This is a genomic window from Streptomyces griseorubiginosus, assembly GCF_036345115.1.
In the GTDB taxonomy this organism is placed as follows: Bacteria; Actinomycetota; Actinomycetes; order Streptomycetales; family Streptomycetaceae; genus Streptomyces; species Streptomyces griseorubiginosus_C.
This window is the reverse complement of the sequence record NZ_CP107766.1, coordinates 159,213-176,117: the sequence shown is the minus strand read 5'-3', so window position 1 is coordinate 176,117 and position 16,905 is coordinate 159,213. Positions and strand designations below refer to the sequence as shown.

General features: G+C 70.8%; 12 protein-coding genes. 5 read left to right on the top strand and 7 right to left on the bottom strand.

Features of this window, described 5'->3' with window-relative positions; all coding sequences use genetic code 11:
• Positions 1–12 precede the first annotated feature (12 nt).
• Positions 13–2,718: a branched-chain amino acid ABC transporter permease/ATP-binding protein gene (locus OHN19_RS00805; RefSeq protein ID WP_330262189.1), complete on the bottom strand. Its 2,706-nt coding sequence runs from the start codon at positions 2,716–2,718 to the stop codon at positions 13–15.
• Positions 2,719–2,846: 128 nt separating this feature from the next.
• Between OHN19_RS00805 and OHN19_RS00800 the strand changes: the two genes are divergently transcribed.
• From OHN19_RS00800 to OHN19_RS00785, 4 genes are read left to right on the top strand one after another with little or no spacing between them, the layout of a single operon-like run.
• A complete protein-coding gene (locus OHN19_RS00800; protein ID WP_330262188.1) occupies positions 2,847–4,088 on the top strand; it encodes an ABC transporter substrate-binding protein in 1,242 nt (413 codons plus the stop codon).
• Positions 4,089–4,104: 16 nt separating this feature from the next.
• Positions 4,105–4,815 (top strand): ABC transporter ATP-binding protein, encoded by a 711-nt coding sequence (locus tag OHN19_RS00795; RefSeq protein ID WP_330262187.1) that lies wholly within the window; start codon positions 4,105–4,107, stop codon positions 4,813–4,815.
• Between the two features lie 10 nt (positions 4,816–4,825).
• Positions 4,826–6,169: a hypothetical protein gene (locus OHN19_RS00790; RefSeq protein ID WP_330262186.1), complete on the top strand. Its 1,344-nt coding sequence runs from the start codon at positions 4,826–4,828 to the stop codon at positions 6,167–6,169.
• A complete protein-coding gene (locus tag OHN19_RS00785) occupies positions 6,166–7,554 on the top strand; it encodes an acyl-CoA reductase (protein WP_330262185.1) in 1,389 nt (462 codons plus the stop codon). Before OHN19_RS00790 ends, OHN19_RS00785 begins: the two co-directional genes overlap by 4 nt.
• Positions 7,555–7,692: 138 nt before the next feature.
• Here OHN19_RS00785 and OHN19_RS00780 read toward each other — a convergent pair whose 3' ends face one another.
• The 3 genes from OHN19_RS00780 to OHN19_RS00770 form a co-directional block, all read right to left on the bottom strand.
• Positions 7,693–8,625 carry an aldo/keto reductase gene (locus OHN19_RS00780; protein ID WP_330262184.1) on the bottom strand — a complete coding sequence of 311 codons (933 nt, stop codon included), beginning with the start codon at positions 8,623–8,625 and terminating at the stop codon, positions 7,693–7,695.
• 140 nt (positions 8,626–8,765) lie between these two features.
• The gene (locus tag OHN19_RS00775; RefSeq protein WP_330262183.1) at positions 8,766–12,467 is read right to left on the bottom strand and encodes a trypsin-like peptidase domain-containing protein; all 3,702 of its coding nucleotides are present in this window, start codon (positions 12,465–12,467) and stop codon (positions 8,766–8,768) included.
• Positions 12,464–12,778 (bottom strand): trypco2 family protein, encoded by a 315-nt coding sequence (locus OHN19_RS00770; protein WP_330262182.1) that lies wholly within the window; start codon positions 12,776–12,778, stop codon positions 12,464–12,466. The genes OHN19_RS00775 and OHN19_RS00770 overlap by 4 nt, the downstream gene beginning before the upstream one ends.
• Before the next feature lie 216 nt (positions 12,779–12,994).
• Between OHN19_RS00770 and OHN19_RS00765 the strand changes: the two genes are divergently transcribed.
• Entirely contained in the window at positions 12,995–13,858 is an 864-nt protein-coding gene (locus tag OHN19_RS00765; protein ID WP_330262181.1) for a leishmanolysin-related zinc metalloendopeptidase, read from the top strand.
• 265 nt (positions 13,859–14,123) lie between these two features.
• Here OHN19_RS00765 and OHN19_RS00760 read toward each other — a convergent pair whose 3' ends face one another.
• The 3 genes from OHN19_RS00760 to OHN19_RS00750 all read right to left on the bottom strand — a co-directional run bounded on the left by OHN19_RS00760 (position 14,124) and on the right by OHN19_RS00750 (position 16,904).
• Positions 14,124–14,891: an SDR family oxidoreductase gene (locus tag OHN19_RS00760; protein ID WP_330262180.1), complete on the bottom strand. Its 768-nt coding sequence runs from the start codon at positions 14,889–14,891 to the stop codon at positions 14,124–14,126.
• The gene (locus OHN19_RS00755; protein ID WP_330262179.1) at positions 14,888–15,865 is read right to left on the bottom strand and encodes a fumarylacetoacetate hydrolase family protein; all 978 of its coding nucleotides are present in this window, start codon (positions 15,863–15,865) and stop codon (positions 14,888–14,890) included. The genes OHN19_RS00760 and OHN19_RS00755 overlap by 4 nt, the downstream gene beginning before the upstream one ends.
• A 106-nt stretch (positions 15,866–15,971) precedes the next feature.
• Positions 15,972–16,904: a VOC family protein gene (locus OHN19_RS00750; RefSeq protein WP_330262178.1), complete on the bottom strand. Its 933-nt coding sequence runs from the start codon at positions 16,902–16,904 to the stop codon at positions 15,972–15,974.
• Between the last annotated feature and the right edge of the window lies 1 nt (position 16,905).

The window sequence follows — 16,905 nt, the reverse complement described above, 5'->3', positions numbered from 1 at the left end:
CCGTGCCGGCTCTCAGGCCAGCGTCTCCGGCTCCAGGTCGCCCAGGTAGGCCGCCCGCACCGCCGGGTCGCGGCGCACCTCCTCCGGCGTGCCCGCGCAGATACGGCGTCCGAAGTCCAGGACCACGACCTGGTCGCAGACGCTCATCACCATGTCGACGTCGTGCTCGACGAGCAGGACGCCCATGCCCCAGTCCTCGGCCAGCCGCCGTACCAGGTGCGCCAGTTCCCGCGTCTCGTCGTCCGACAGCCCGGCGGCGGGTTCGTCGAGGAGCAGCACGGACGGCGAGGCCGCCACCGCGCGGGCGATGGCCAGCAGCCTGCGTTCGCCGTACGACAGATCGCCCACCGGCCGGTCCAGACTGTCCTGGAGACCGAACTCCCGCACGGCGATGAGCACGTGGGACGGCAGCGGGCGGCTGCCGGGACGGATCAGGTCCGTGAGCCACGCCCATCTGCCGGGCCGGTCGCAGGCCGCGTAGAGGTTGTCCAGCACGGTCATGTCCTCGAACAGCTCCAGCGACTGGAAGGAGCGGCTCAGCCCGGCCGCGGCCCGCCGGTGCACGGGCGCACGGGTCACGTCCCGCTGGTCCAGGCGCACACTGCCGGACGCGGCGCGCGTGAAGCCGGTGACGGCGTCGATGGCGGAGGTCTTGCCGGCGCCGTTGGGTCCGATGAGTCCCACGACCCGGCCCGGTTCGACGTCCAGCGAGAGCCCGTCGACGGCGACGACACCGCCGTAGCGCACGGTCAGGTCCCGGATGTGGAGGGGGAGCGGTGCGGCGCGGGGGACGTCCGGTGCGATCGTCTCTTCCTCCGGCGACGCGACGGCAGCGCGCCGTCGGGCTTTCGGGAACAGCCTGCGTCGGACGCCCGCGGCCTGCCGTCCGACCTCCTTGCCGATACCGTCCTGGTTGCCCACCAGCGTCAGCACCAGGATGATCCCGCCGATCAGCGGCATCCACGCGCTCAGACCCGGCAGCACCCAGTCCCCGAACCGCGCGCCGACCGTGCCCGCGGCGAAGACGGCGCCGAACAGCGGGCCCACGAGGAAGCCGACACCGCCGATGACGGCAAGCCCGAGCGCGGTGATCGAGTCGAAGCTGGCGAAGTCCGAGAAGACCACCGAGGTCGAACGGAATCCGGTGAGCACTCCGGCCAGCGCGGCGACGGCGGAGGAGAGGCCGAAGGCGTACAGCTTGGCCGCACGAACGTCGATGCCGAGGGCGGCGGCGGCCCGTTCGTTCGCACGTACGGCGATGAGCCGGCGGCCGGTCCTGCTGCGCCGCACGTTGGCGACCACGAGCGTGGCGGCGACGAACAGCACGAGGACCACCGCGGCGTACCGCTGCGGATGGTCGACCCCGGAGATGCTGATGCCGAAGAGGGTCTGCTTGCCCACCGCGATGCCGTCGCTGCCGGTGGTCGTGGACAGGTCGGTGTTCTGGAAGACCATCGCCTCCAGCGTGGTGCCGAGGCCGAGGGTGATGATCGCGAGGTTGACTCCGCGGGTGCGGACGGCCGGGAGCGCGAACAGCAGGCCGATCGGGACGGTGCCCAACACGCCTGCCAGCAGGGCGAGTTCGAACGGCCAGCCCCAGTCGGCGGCGGCATGTCCGGCGATGAAGGCGCCGGTGCCGGCCAGGGCGTAGGCCGCGAGGGAGACCTGTCCCGCGTACCCGGTGACCACGATGATCGACAGGATGATCAGGCCGAGGACCAGGGTGCTGGTGATCGCGTCGGCCCACAGCGGTGTCGACAGACTCACCAGCAGCAGGCCGACCGCGACGGCGCACGCCAGCGGCACGGGCCGTACCCGGCCGCTGCCCAGCGCCGGCAGCCGTTCCAGGAAGGTGCCGCGCAGCGGCAGCGCCCGGCCGCGCGCGACCAGCACCAGGGCGATGAAGAGGAAGGGGACGGAGGAGGCGAGACCGGTGACGCCGGTACCGAAGCGGGTCAGCTCGGACTGCACGACGCCGATGGCCAGGCCGCCCGCCAGGGTCACGGGGAACGAGGAGAACCTGCCGACCAGGGCGGCGGCCAGCGCGCTCAGCAGGAGGGTGGTCAGGCCGGTGACCGACAGTCCGATGACCGGCACGATGAGGATGCCCGTCAGGCCGGCGAGCGCCGAGCCCAGGGCCCAGTTGCCGGTGGCGACGAGGTCGGGGGACCAGCCGAGCGAGGCGGCGACGTGCTCGTTCTCCGCGACCGCGGTGGTGCCCAGGCCGAACAGGGTGCGCCGGTACAGGAGATGGAGCACCGCGGTGACGGCAAGGGCGATGCCGAGCAGCCAGAGACGGTCCTCGGAGACCGTGGCCCCGGCGATCGTCAGCAGCCGGGTGGGCAGCTTGCCCGGCACCAACTGCAGGCTGTCGCCGTAGCGTTTGACGGCGACAGCGGTGAGCACGATGAACACCGCGAGCGTGCCGACCAACCGCGCCAGCGACGACGCCCGGCGCAGGGGCCTGATCACCAGGAGATGGGTGAGCACGCCCAGTGCCGCGGAGGTGAGCACCCCGCAGGCGACGGCCGGCCAGTACGGCACGTCCTCGTTCACGGCGAGTTCCCACTGCACGTAGGCGCCCGCCATCCCGATCGCGCCGTGCGCGAGGTTGAGGACGCCCGAGCCCCGGTAGACCAGCACGATGCCGTGCGCGGTGAGGGCGTAGAGCGCGCCGAGGCCCAGGCCCAGCAGTGCGAAACGCAGGATGTCGGCCATCGGGTGAACCTCCCAGGGACATGCCAGACAGCGTATTTATTTAAATAATTGTGCCGAGAGTACTTCACTAACCAGAAAACGCACCCCATGCTGTTCGCCATCTCGATGACGAGCCCCGCGGAGGGACCATGAACGACTCACGCCGACACAGAACCGCAGCAGCGACCTGTCTCGCGGTCACCGGAGCACTGCTCGCCGCCGGCTGCGGGGGAGAGGCGTCCGGCAGCGCGGCCGAGACCTCCTCGCTCAAGGGTGCCCCGGTCAAGGTGATGGTCTGGAACCCGGAGGACACCCAGGGCAGCGCCCAGCCCGGGGTGCGGCTCACCGCCCAGGCCTACGAGAAGTGGATCAACGCCCACGGCGGCATCAAGGGCGGCCCGCTGAAGGTGCTGACCTGCAACGAGAAGAACGACCCCGACGAGGCCGAGAAGTGCGCCCAGCAGGCCGTGGCCGACAAGGTGGTCGCGGTGGTGGGGTCGTACAGCCTCGCGGGCGACCGCTACATGCCCATCCTGCAGAAGGCCGGCATCCCCTACATCGGCGGCACCGGGGTCTCCGCGGCCGAGTTCTCCAACCCGCTGTCGTTCCCGGTCAACGGCGGCACCCCGGTGGTGTTCGCGGCCCACGGCCGGCAGCTGGTGCAGGACGGCTGCAAGAAGATCTCCGGCGTACGGTACGACCTGGCGGCCGCCGCCATCGTGTCGCAGTTCCTCACCCTCGGCGCGGTCTCGGCAGGCGGGGCCCCGCCCAAGGACCTCAAGGTGCCGGTCACCGCCACCGACCTCGCCCCGCAGGTCGCCGCCGCCACCAAGGGCAGCGACTGCGTCAGCGTCATCCTCGGCACGCACTCCGACCTGTTCGTGAAGTCGTACGTCCAGTCCGGCGCCAAGACGAAGCTCGGCAGTGTCGTCGGCAACCTCACCCCGCAGCTCGCCGCGAGCACCGGCGGAAGCGGCAGTCCGCTGGAGGGCGCCGCGATCACCGGCTACTTCCCGCCGACCTCCGACCCTGCCTGGAAGGACTTCCTGGCAGCCACCAAGGGCGACAAGGACATCGACGTCTCCAACGGCGCCAACGAGACGACCTGGGTGGCGTTCAAGGTCCTCACCGAGGCGATCGGCAAGCTGCCCTCGATCTCGGCCAAGACCCTCGTCCAGGAGCTGAACACCACCTCGGGCATCGACACCGGCGGCCTGACCCCCGCCCTGAACTGGCAGACCTCGACCGCCCTGCCCATCAAGGGCCTGAACCGCATCCACAACACCACCGCCACCGAACTGACCATCCGCAACGGCCAGATCGAGTGGGCGAAGCCGGGGTCGACCTTCGTCGACGTCCGCAAGGTCCTCACGGCCGTCCCGGCCGGCTGACCGGAGGGGAACGTCCGTGCACGACACCGAGCCCCTGATCGAAGCCCGCGCCCTGTCCGCCGGTTACGGCAGCCGACCCGTCCTGCGCGACCTCGACATCGAGGTCCGCCCCGGCGAGGTCGTCGCCCTCCTCGGACCGAACGGCGCGGGCAAGACCACCACATTGCGGGTGCTGTCGGGCGAGCTGGCCCCGATGGACGGCGAGGTGCGCTGGCTGGGCGACACCGCCCGCACTCCGCTGCACCGCCGCGCCCGCCAGGGCCTGGCGTACGTCGGCGAGCGGGCGGTCCTCACCCGCCTCGACACCGCGGACAACCTACGGGTCGGCCGGGTGACGACCGCGCAGGCCCTGGAACTCTTCCCCGAACTCGAAAAACGCCTGAGGACCGGCGCGGGCATGCTGTCCGGCGGCGAACAGCAGATGCTGTCACTGGCACGCGCCCTGGGCCGGGCCCCCAGACTCCTCCTCGCCGACGAACTCTCCCTCGGACTCGCCCCGCTGGTGGTCGACCGCCTGCTGCGCGCCGTGCGCGAGGCGGCCGACCGCGGTCTGGGCGCCCTGCTGGTCGAACAGCATGTGCGCAAGGTCCTGGACATCGCGGACCGCGTCTACGTCCTGCACCGCGGCCGCGTCACCCTGACCGGCACCCCGGAGGAACTGCGCGGGAACCTGGCCGCGATCGAGTCGTCGTACCTCGCCGAGAAGACCACGTACGCAACTGATTGAGGTAGATGCTGTGGCAAGCGCACGCGAACAGATCCGATCCCTGGCCCTGTCCGGCGACACCTTCGAGCAACCCGCCGCCACCATGAGGGAGTTGCAGCTCGAAGCGGCACGGGAGGCCTTCGCCGCCCACCGCGAGCGCATCCCCCTGCTGCGGACCCGGGCCGAGGAGACCGGTGTCCGCGAGGTGACGACCCTGGCCGACCTCGTGCCCCTCCTCTTCTCCCACACCAGCTACAAGTCCTACCCCGTCTCCCTCATCACCGCCGGCCGCTGGGACCGGCTGCTGCGCTGGTACACCACCGTCTCGGCGCTCGAACCGGCGGACGTCGACGTCGAGGGCGTACGCGACATCGACGAGTGGACCGAACGCATCACGGCCGCCGGCCACCGCCCGTACATCACCAGCGGCACCTCCGGAAAGGTCTCCTTCCTCAACTGCGCCGAGAGCGACCTGAGTTTCCTGCACGACATCCTGGAGAACCTCACCTGCTGGCCCGACCCCCTCCCGCCGAAACCCACCCGCCACGGCTACCTCCTCGCACCGGCGAGCGGCCCCATGCGCTCCATCGACGGCTTCCGCTGGCACGCGGAGGTCTTCGCGCTCCCCGGCGGGACCCGCCTGCTGACCGAGGACCCGCTGCGGGTCTCCGAGCTGATGAGCAGCGCCCTGCTGCGCCGCCGGATGGCGGAGGGCACCGCGACCCCGCAGGAGATCAGCTCCTTCGAGAGCGTCTCGGCGGCACGGGAACAGGAACTCGACGCGGCCGTGGCCCGCATCGTCGACGACATCTGGGAGCACCGCGACGAGCCGCTGCTGATCGCCGGGATGAATAACCAGCAGTTCACCCTGATCCAGGCCCTGCGGGCCCGCGGCGTCCAGGACGGCAGCCTCCACCCCGACACCCTGGTGCTCAGCGGCGGCGGCAACAAGGGCCGCGCCCTGCCCGACGACTACCAGCAGCAGCTCGCCGCCTTCTACGACGGTGTCCGCCGCGTCCGCAGCTACGGCATGACGGAACTCCAGGGCTCCTGCCTCGCCTGCGAGAAGGGCAACTACCACGTGCCGCCGTGGGTGATCCCACTGGTCCTCGACCAGGAGGGCGAGACCCTGCTCAACCCCGAACACGGCGTCGTCGAGGGCCGGTTCGCCTTCCTCGACGTCTCCCTCGAAGGCCGCTGGGGCGGACTGATCAGCGGCGACCGGGTCCTCGTCGACTTCTCGGAGTGCGGCTGCGGCCGGCCGGGACCGGCCGTCCTGCCGGACATCCAGCGCTACGGCGACCTCGGCGGCGACGACAAGATCACCTGTGCGGCGACACTCGACTCCTATGTGCGGGGGATGATCCACGGATGAGCCGTACGACACTCGACGACCACGCCACGGCCCCCGTGACCGTCGTCCACATGATCCGCGGCGAGGTCGACCACGGCACCCCCGTCGACCTCGGCCGGTTGACCGCACCGGCCCTCGACCTGGACCGCCTCGTGTGGCCCCGCACCGAACCAGGCCCCGCCTTCCACGTGCCCGTGGCGGAGATCGTCGACCTGCTGGTGGAGACCGGCGAGGCCCTCAAGGCGGACCGCGCGGGCTTGCTCGCCGAAGCCCTGGAACGGATGGCCCCGGTCAGCCCACTGCCCGCGGAGGTGCTGGAACGCGCCTACGCCGTGCTGTGGCGCAGCTTCCAACGCCCCGGCCTGTACGCCCAGATCGACCACGAACTCGGCGGAGCGGACGTCCTCGACGGCTGGCGCGAGGTGCGCCTGCCCGACGAGCGGGTCGCGGCCATCCGCGCGTTCCCGCCCCGTCTGGTGCACATCATCGCGGGCAACGCACCCGGCGTCGCGGCGATGTCGGTCGTGCGCGGCGCGCTCACCAAGGGCGTCAACCTCGTCAAACTGCCCTCGAACGACCTGTTCACCGCGACCGCGATTCTGCGCACCATGGCCGCCGTCGCCCCCGGGCATCCGGTGGTGCGGTCGTTCTCCGCGGCGTACTGGCGCGGCGGCGACGAGGTGGTGGAGAGCGCGCTGTTCCGCCCCCAGTTCTTCGACAAGCTGGTCGCCTGGGGCGGCGAGGCCACCATCCGCAGCGCGCTGAAGTACGTCGGTCCGGGGTTCGAGCTCGTCTCCTTCGACCCCAAGACCTCCATCTCGATGATCGGCCGCGAGGCCTTCGCGTCCGAGGAGACCTTGGCACGGGCGGCCGACGCGGGCGCCGCCGACGCGACCTTCTTCAACCAGCAGGCCTGCGTGGCCAGCCGCTTCCAGTTCGTCGAGGGATCCCGGGACGACGCCGACCGCTACGCCGCCCTGCTGTGTGAACGCCTGGGCACGGCAAGGGAGTTCAGCTCGGCCGGCGGCCCGCGGGTCGCCCCGGAACTGCGCGAGGAGATCGACGTCCTGCGGTCCATGGCACCCGACTACCGGGTGTGGGGCGGCTACGACGGCACGGGCCTGGTCATCCGCTCACCGGAACCCGTGGACTTCCACCCCGACGGGAAGATCGTCGACGTCGTCCCGGTCGGCGCACTGTCCGAGGCCGTCGCCCATGCCGGGGTCGCCACCCAGACGGTCGGTGTGTACCCGGACACCCGCAAGGCGGAACTGCGCGACGCCCTCGCCTGCGCCGGCGTACAACGCGTGGTCTCCCTCGGCAGGGCGGGCGGCATGCCACCGGGCCTCTCGCACGACGGCTTCTACCCCCTGCAACGGCTCATGCGGTGGGTGAACGACGAGTGACGGCTCCGACCGCAGCGAACCCGGGCAGTGCGGTCACATGCCGGCCACTGCACGGGGATGCTGTGGTCCGCGACCGCGCGGCGGCTGGAGGAGACGCTGCGGGCGTGGCCGCACGAAGGTGGGGGAAGGGGGTCGAGGCTACGGCACCTTGTATCCGGCCGCACGGAACAGTTCGTACCACTCGGACCGCGTGAGCGGGAGGTCGGAACCGAGCGCCGCGGCCTTGACACGTTCCGGCGTCGTGGTGCCCAGCACGACCTGCATCTGCGCCGGGTGGCGCGTGATCCAGGCGACCGCGATCGCCTCGGCCGGCACGCCGTACTTCTCGCTCAGCCGGTCGACCACCGCGTTCAACTCGGGGAAGCGTTCGGAGCCGAGGAAGGGGCCGTCGAAGAATCCGGCCTGGAACGGCGACCACGCCTGGATGGTGATGTCGTGCAGGCGGCAGTAGTCGACGATTCCGTCATCGCGTACGACCGACTGGTCGAGGTCCTGCATGTTCGCCGCGATGCCCTGCGCGATCATCGGCGCGTGCGTGATCGACAGCTGCAGCTGGTTCGCCACGATGGGCTGCGTCACGTACTTGCGCAGCAGGTCGAGCTGTCGCGGGGTCTGGTTGGAGACGCCGAAGGCACGGACCTTTCCTGCGGCCGACAACTCGTCGAAGGCGCGGGCCACCTCCTCCGGCTCGACGAGAGCGTCAGGGCGGTGCAGCAGCAGAATGTCGAGATAGTCCGTGTCCAGTGCCCGGAGTGAACCGTTCACGGACTCGATGATGTGGTCGTAGGAGAAGTCGAAGTACGGCCCGTCCTTGACGATTCCGGCCTTCGACTGAATGACGAACTGCTCGCGCTCCGAGGAGCTGAGTTTCATGGCTTCGGCGAAACGGCGCTCGCAACCGTGGTCGTCCGTGCCGTAGACGTCGGCGTGGTCGAGGAACGTGATGCCGGCATCGCGCGCGGTGTTCACGAGCTCGCGCACCGCCTCGTCGCTCATGTCCTGGATACGCATCAGCCCGAGGACGACGTTGGGGACCACCATGTCGGTGCCGGGCAGGGTGAAGGTCTTCATGTGACTCTTTCGCCGTGATGTGAGTTCTCAGGGGCTCGAGTGCCCACTCTAGAAATCACCGATCTGGAAATCCAACAGCAATTGGTTCTGATATTGAGAACTGCGGGATGTGAATCAGTCCTGAGGGCGGCCGTAACGTGTCACCGGTGTCTTCTGCGCCCGGCCGCACCCTGACGACCTTGACGGCCGCGAAGGCGGGGCTTCGGCTGGTGCCGTTTGCGTCGTTTGCCCGACGGGTTCACGGACGTCTGCGCACGCGCCTGGGCGGGCGGACCGGATTGCCGCAGGCTCTCGATCGTGTCCTCGATCGCGCGCAACTCCGCCTCGGCGCGCCCCGGTTCCTCCGCGTCGAGCCGGGCGAACGCGTTGCGCGCCTGCTCGTGCGCGCGCAGCACCTTGGCCCGGGGGCGGCCCCGGCCTCCGTACGACTGGGCCAGCACCGCCTGCGCCCGGGCCCTGTTGAACCTGAGCCGCCAGGCACGTACGTCCAATTCGTCGTACAGCGTCAGTGCCCGGCGGGCCGCGGCCTCGGCCCGTCCACAGGTCTGCCGGATCGCGGGTGCGGCACGCTGCGGCCGGCCTGTCGCGTCCAGCGCCAGCAGAACCTCCGCCTCCAGACAGCTCGTCCATGCCTCGTGGACGCGATTGGCCCACCGGTCCTCCTTGCGCATCCCCTCGTACTGTTTCAGGGCCTGCTCGACGTGTTCCAGTGCCTCGAGCAGGTCCTGCCGGCTCTCCGTCGGACGGGCGCGCGCCCTGCCCAGGTGTGCCTCCGCCAGCCGGCCCAGCGCCAGAGCGTGCTGCGGCCGTACGGCCTCGCGGTACTCCCGCTCCAGGGCCTCGTAATGACGGGTCAGGGCTTCGGTGTGCCGGTCGACGCTCTCGTCCCACTCCTGCCGGGCGGCATGCTGGACGCCCAGGATGGACAGGGCCTCGGCGATGTCCCGTTTCCACAGGCCCGGACACCTCTCGCGCAGGGCCTCGTAGATCTCCACGCTCTGCGAGGCCCTGGCCACCGCATCGTCGACGCGTCCGCTCGCACCGAGCTGCCACGCCAGACAGCGCAGCGCGAACGCCCGCAAGCCCTGGATCTCGTCCGGCCCGTGCCCGTCGTTCTCCTGGGCCTGCGGCAGCCGTTCGATCAGCTCGCACGCCTCGGTCGCCGCCTGCAGGGCCTCGCGCTGACGGCCGATGCGGTGGGTGGCCGTGGCCAGCGTGCACAGGGACTTCACCAGACCGAAGGCGTTCCGGCGGCTGGGGTTGCGCTGGAACAGCGGTTCCAGACGCCGTATGGAGTCCCGGGCACACAGGTCCGCGTCCTCGAACCGCCCCACGTCGACGAGCCGGTCGGCCAGGTCCTTGAGAGCCTCCGCCAGGGCGAACTCGTGCTCCTCGGACGGACTGAGCTGGTGCAGGGCGTGGTACATGTCCACCGCCTGCCCGGCGACCTCGTGCGCCTGGATGCGCAGCCCCGAACTGGCCAGGTACAGCGACCAGCGCTGAAGGGCCCGGGCCAGCTCTCCCCGGTTGTCCTGAACGGGCGCTGCGCCGCCCTGGCGGTAGTGCTGCACCGCGTGTTCCGCGACGGCCGTGGCGAGCTCCAACAGGACGTCCGGGCAGGCGAGGTCGAGTTCCCCGAGGACCTGGGCGGCGACCTCCTGCGCGGACTCCTTGCGGAGCGTGGAGTTCAGCGCGCAGGCCAGCGAGGTGCCGATGGCGCTCGCGAACTGGTCCTGATCGGTGGCCGCGACCTGTTTGACCAGCCGGACGAGGGGGCGGGCGTGACTGCGCAGCGCGGCGTCCAGCGCCTCGCGGGCCCGCTGCTGGGCCGACGGCTCACCCGTCCCGTCGGCCCGGCAGCCGTCGGAGCCGGCGGTGAGCTGAAGGACGTGCAGCACGTTCAGAATCTGGCGCGCCTGGTCCGTCGCGTCCTGGGGGATCCCCGGGCCGTCGCCGCCGACGTCGAGCAGTTGCGGGGCGATGTCGGGAAACGCGGCGATGACCTTCGCGCCGAGCCGCTCGGCGAGCCTCAGCGGCTGGAGCGACCGCAGGTAGCCCTCTCCGGCCAGTTCCGCGTGCTGCCAGCGGGCGAAGGCACGCGTGAGCCACTCCGGTTCGTCGGCGAGGTCGGGCACGAGCCGCAGCCGGCGCGCCGCCTCGGTCTCCCGCTCACCGTCCGTCTCGCCGTCGGCCACCGCCAGACTGGAGACGGCGACGATCCGTTCGAGCAGGACCGGGTCGTGCGGCAGCCTCTGGCGCTCGGCGGACGCCTGCCACCTCTGGCGTTCCACGTCGAGGGCGTAGTCCAGCAGCGCGTTGGCGCGTGAGCGGGTGGGCGGTCCCGCGGTGGCCGAGTGCGTCTTGTGCAGCAGGGTGCGGGCGTCCACCAGTGCCTGGATGAGGATGAGCAGATAGCTGCCGAAGTCGGGCTCATCGAGGCCCGGGACAGCGGTCACGGCGGGCGCGGCGCCGTCCGTCGAGGTCTCGCCTTCCGGTACGGCACCCGCGGGCACAGTGGCATCGGCCTTGCTGTCGCTCTCCTCGTACCAGCCCCGGAACGCGGCGTAGGCCGCCCGGTAGACGTCCTCACGGTCGGTTTCCGGCAGTGGCGGAAGCGGGGCGGGATCCTCCGCGTCGACCAGGGCCTCGTAGCGCCGCCTGACCGCGTCCCACCACGGGCCGCCGCGGTGGGCGACCGCCAGGACGCGCAGCGGATGGTGGCCGCCGCGCTCGGTGGCCTGGGCGAGGAGGACGTGCAGTTGTCCGGCGTGGGCGTCGGCGTCGTCGATGACGAGCAGTCGGTCCTCGGGCAGGGCGCAGACACCGGAGAAGTCCACGTGCAGCGGGTCGACGACACCGGCGACCCACCCCCTCCCCGCCATCGTGCGGCACAGCTCACGGGCGAGACGGGTCTTGCCGACCGTGCTGCCGCCCGTGAGCAGCCGGATGCGTGGTCCGCCGCCCCGGTCGTCCTCGTGCTCGCACCAGTCGACCAGCGCTCGGAGCTGCTGCGCGCGCCCCCGGAAGGGCACGACACCGTGGCGGGATTCGAGCAGGTCCGCCTCGGACCACTGATCGCGTGGCGGCAGGGGGCTGTACGCGGGCTGCAGGATCTCGCCACCCGCCCAGACGGGGTCCAGCGTGACGCGTTCCTCGGGTGCCGTCGTGTCGCGGGCCGCCAGCAGGCAGGCGTTCGCCTCGGCCTGCCCGTCGTCGCCGAAGACCGCGCTGACGGGCAGCGCGATCAGCCGTCCCTCGATCGTGGCGCGGTCCTCCGTGATCACGCCGATGAGGTGATCCCCGCTGAACAGGGCCGCACCCGACATGCCGCTCCAGAGCGACGCCCCCCGGGCGAGCGGCGACGAGCCTGTCCTGATCTGCAGGTTCAGACGACGCACCTGGCGCCTCCACCCGGTGAGCGGAAGGACGCGCCCCCGCACGTCCTCCGGGTTCAACAACCGTCTCTCCCCAGCTTGCTGCACCCCTGACTTCGGGAAGCCCAGCGCCTGCGCGGCTACGGCGCCCTCGCCGATGAGCCGGCCCAGGCGCACCTCGCCCGACGGGCCGTCCCGTGCCGTCCGGAACGGATCGTCGTCGGTGGATGCCAGCAGCGCGTAGTCGGGCTCGTCATCCCCCCGGACCGCCACCCGGAAGGTGTGCCGCTCCTCCGAGAGGTCGTAACTCCCCTCATGGCGCACGTAGGCGCGGACGGTGACCGCGGAGCCTTTTGGCCCGACGCAGTGACCCGCGGTGAGGATGAGTTCCGGTGTCAGCAGATACCCCGAGCCTCGTCTGCCGTCCGCGGTGAGCGAGACCAGCCGCTCGGCGTCGAGCCCGGTCATTCGACGCCGTCTTCCTTGTCCGAGACGCGCGTGTCGGGCGGCAGCGTGAGGTTCAGCTTGATCCGGTGCGTTGTGGCGTTGCCGTGCGCGTAGTCGCCACCGGCCTGGACCACCCAGAACTGGATGCCCGCCCGGCCCTCGGCGGTACGGGTGATCTGGACCGTGGCCTCCACCTCGACATCGGCGACGCCGAAGCGCAGCTCTTCCCCCGCGGCTCGCCGCTGTGCCTCTTCCAGCTCCCGTCGCAGCCCGCCGAGCATGTCCGCGAGCCCCAACTCGCCGGTGCTGAGCGTTTGTTGCTTGTCTCCCATTGCCTTGCTCCTTCGCAGGGGAGTTCCCGATCAGGAGGAGCGGAAGGGCCCGCGGCGGAAGGCGGCGACACCGTCAATTGTCCGATTCACGTCGAGGGCGGGCAACTCGATCACCCGAGGCCGGCACGGATCCTCGACGCGCACCCCCTCACCCTGTCGGCCTAGTGTGGGAAGAGGGGTGACTCTTCGTCCGGACCGACATGGAGGAGAACCGTGATGAGCAAGGTCGCCACCAACACCTTCCAGACGTATCGGGCGGTCGCCAGTTTCGAGCGGGCCAGAGAGCTGGCCCGCACGACGTCGCCGTTCACCATCGAGATCCGCTTCCTCGGCGGACTGACGACCACTCAGCAGGACGCGTTCGCCGCGGCGGCCGACCGCTGGGCGAAGGTCATCGTCGGGGATCTGGACACCGCGCTCGTCAACGGCGACGTCATCGACGACCTGCTCATCGAAGCCGAAGGTGTCACGATCGACGGTCCCGGCCGGGTACTGGGGATGGCCGGTCCCACGGACTTCCGCGACGAATCAGCGCAGTTCGGTGCGTTCCTGCCGGCGAAGGGCGTGATGCGGTTCGACTCCGCCGATCTCGCCCGGATGGAAGCGGACGGCACGCTCGTCGACGTGATCACGCACGAGATGGGCCACGTCCTGGGTGTCGGCACCCTGTGGACGGCCTTCGACCTCCTCAAGGGCGCCGGCACCCAGAACCCCACCTTCGTCGGTGCCGGCGCGATGGCCGAGTTCGCCGCGCTCCTCGGTGAGGAGGACCCGGTGCCGGTACCGGTCGCCAACTTCGGCGGGCCCGGAACCCAGGACAGCCACTGGCGTGAGGCGGTCTTCGTCACCGAACTCATGTCGCCGTTCATCTCCGGAGCCGGGAACCCGCTGAGCCGGATGACCGCGGCGAGCCTCGGCGACCTCGGCTACCAGGTCGACCTGGAGGGAGCCGAACCCTACGCACTGCCGAACCTGCTCCAGATCGCCAGGGAGGGCGCGCTCGTGCCGCACACGGCACCGCTCGATGACGGCATGGTGCTCCCGGTGGTACCGACACGGCTTCCCGCCGCGACACCGTAGGCGGTCCCGCGCGGAGAGGTCCGCACGGGGCGGGCCTCTCCGGGCACGCGGTAGCCGCAGAAGGATGTCGATGCCCCGGAGGCGTCCGCGGCCGGCTGGCCGGAGGCGACGGCCGTGCCCCCGCTCGTGCGACGAGAGGATGGGTCACCAGCGCGGACTCGTGCCGCAGGTCGCCGCCGACGCCGATCGCGCCCTCGGCCGCGAACCGCAGCGCCCTCGCTGCTCTCTGACCGCGGACCTCAGAGCCACCTTCCCTGCCGGCGTCTCAATGCCCCTCCGAACGTGACGCAGCCGAACCCAGAGAATCCGAGAGGGACTTGACGCCGCCGTGTGCGGTGAGGCCGCCGTCGACCGGGATCTCGGCGCCGGTGATGAAGGACGACTCGTCGGACAGGAGGAAGACCACGAGCGGGGCGACCTCGTCCACCGTGCCGGTACGGCCGAGGGGTGTCTCGCGGATGTTCGCCTCACGGAAGGCGGGCGCGGCGGAGGCGGTCATCTCGGTCTCGATGAAGCCGGGGTGGATCGTGTTGACGCGGATGCCTCGCGGGCCCAGCTCCATGGCGGCGGTCTTCGACAGGCCGCGCAGTGCCCATTTGCTCGTCGTGTAGGCGACCGGGTAATGGCCGCTGAGCGCGGCGGTGGAGCCGACGTTGACGATGGACGAGCCGGGCGGCATCAGCGGCGTCAGGTGCTGGATGGCGAGGAGCGGGCCCGTGACGTTCACGGCGTGGACGCGGGCGAAGTCGTCGGGGGTCACCTCGCCGAGGCGGGCACGCCAGGTGATGCCCGCGTTGTTGACCAGGCCGTGCACCTGGCCGTACGACTCCCGCAACTCGGCGGCCAACCGTGCCCAGTGCTCCTCGTCGGTGACGTCGAGGCGGCGGCAGCCGGGGGCATCGGTCACGTCGGTGGCGATGACGAGGGCGCCCTCACGGGTCAGGGCCTCGGCCTCGGCGGCGCCCTGGCCGCGCGCGGCGCCGGTGACGACGACGACCTTGCCGAGGAGTTTCTTGGGGTGCGGGTCGTTCACGGCCGCTCCCTGGTACGGCGGCGGGCGGCCGGCAGCGGCTGCGGATCCCTGCCCGCCACCACGGTGTTGGACACGGTGCCGATGCCCTCCACGGTGAGGGTGACGGTGTCGCCCGGCTTCAGCGGGGGCGGGGACTGCTCACCCCGGACGCCCCACAGCTCGGCGAGGCAGCCGCCGTTGCCGCAGGTGCCGGAGCCGAGCACGTCGCCGGGGCGGACGACGGTGCCGCGCGAGGCGTAGGCGACCATCTCCTCGAAGGTCCAGCTCATGTTGGACAGCAGGTCCTTGCCGACGACCTCGCCGTTCACCGAGGCGGTCAGCGCCAGGCGCAGAAAGCCGTCGGTGTCGCGGTACGGCTCCAGTTCGTCGGCGGTGACCAGGTACGGGCCGAGGGTGGCGGCGGTGTCCTTGCCCTTGCACGGGCCGAGGCGGACCTGCATCTCGCGGGACTGCAGGTCGCGGGCCGACCAGTCGTTGAAGACCGTGTAGCCGATGATGTGCTCCCGTGCCGCCTCTGGCGTCAGGTCCCGCCCCTCCTGTCCGATGACGGCGGCGACCTCCAGCTCGAAGTCGAGGACTTCGCTGCCCGGCGGCACCGGGACGTCGTCGTGGGCGCCGATGACGGCGTACGGGTTGGTGAAGTAGAACGTCGGGGCGTCGTACCAGGCTTCGGGCACCCCGCCGACGCCGTCCCCGTCGACGGATCGCCGTACTCCTTCGACGTGCTCCTCGAAGGTGACGAAGTCCCGCACGGTGGGCGGCTTTAGCGGTGGCAGCAGTCGCACCTCGGACACGTGGGGGCCCGGCGGGACGTCGAGCGTGGCGGCACCGGCGTGCAGGAGCGCGTCGAGTCCGCCGCCGGAGCGGATCAGCTCCGTGAGCGAGCGAGCTCCGGGGATCGAGTACAGGATGCCGTTCTCCTCGACGACGGCGACGCGGTGTTGTTGCTCGTGTTCGTAGGCGGCGAATCGCATGTGCGGCTCCAGGTTCCGACGACGGGCGTCGGCAGAAGGGGACCGGTGACGCGGGGCGGGGAGTCAGGGCAGAGGACAGGGCCACCGCGCCCCGGAACCTGAGGGATCAGACCGGCGGGGCGACGAACACGCCGCGGTCGACGTCGTTGAACGACTCCTTGGCGACCAGCTCGTTCATCGGGTTCGCCGTTCCCCACTGGTCGGTGACCTCGGGCCGGGAGAAGTCGTAGACGTGCGGGTGCCAGGTGTCCTCGTCCAGCAGCTCGAGCTCGGTGGTGTACTCGACGGTGTTGCCGTGCGGGTCGAGGAAGTAGGTGAAGGTGTTGTCGCCGGCGAGGTGCCGGCCCGGGCCCCAGATCTTCTTGAAGCCGGCCCGGATCACCCGGCCGGAGCCGCGCATGTACTCGTCGATGCCGCGCATCTCGAAGGAGATGTGGTGCAGGGCGGTGTGCGGGCCCTGGGCTATGGCCATGGAGTGGTGCTGGTTGCTGATACGCATGAAGTGCATCGCTTCGCCCATCCTGGGATGCATCAGCGTGTCGGAGAGCCGGAACCCGAGGTGACGCTCGTACCAATCCCGAGTGCGGTTCAGGTCCGGGGAGTTGAGGACGACGTGCGACAGCTTGACCGGGATCGACTCCTTCTCCTCGATCTTGCGGTGCTGCCTGACCTCGACGTCCGCCGAGACCTCGATGGTGCGTCCGTCGACGTCGAAGAAGCGGAAGCCGTAGCCGCCGCCGGGCGTGTCGACCTTGCCCGGCTGGGAGATCAACTGGACGCCGTCCGCGAGCAGTTGCTCGGCGAGGGTGTCCACGTCCTCGGCGGAACCGGCACCGTAGGACACCAGGTCGAGGCGCTTCTCCTCGGCCTTGCGCAGCCGCACGACGTACTGCTCCGGGGAGCCTTCGGCGGCCAGGAACGAGATCCCGGAGTCCTCGGCGACCTTGGTCAGGCCCCACACGCCGGAGTAGAAGTCGAGCTGCCTGTCGTAGTCGGGCACGGCCAGGTCGACATGCCGCAGATGGGTGAGCAGACGCATG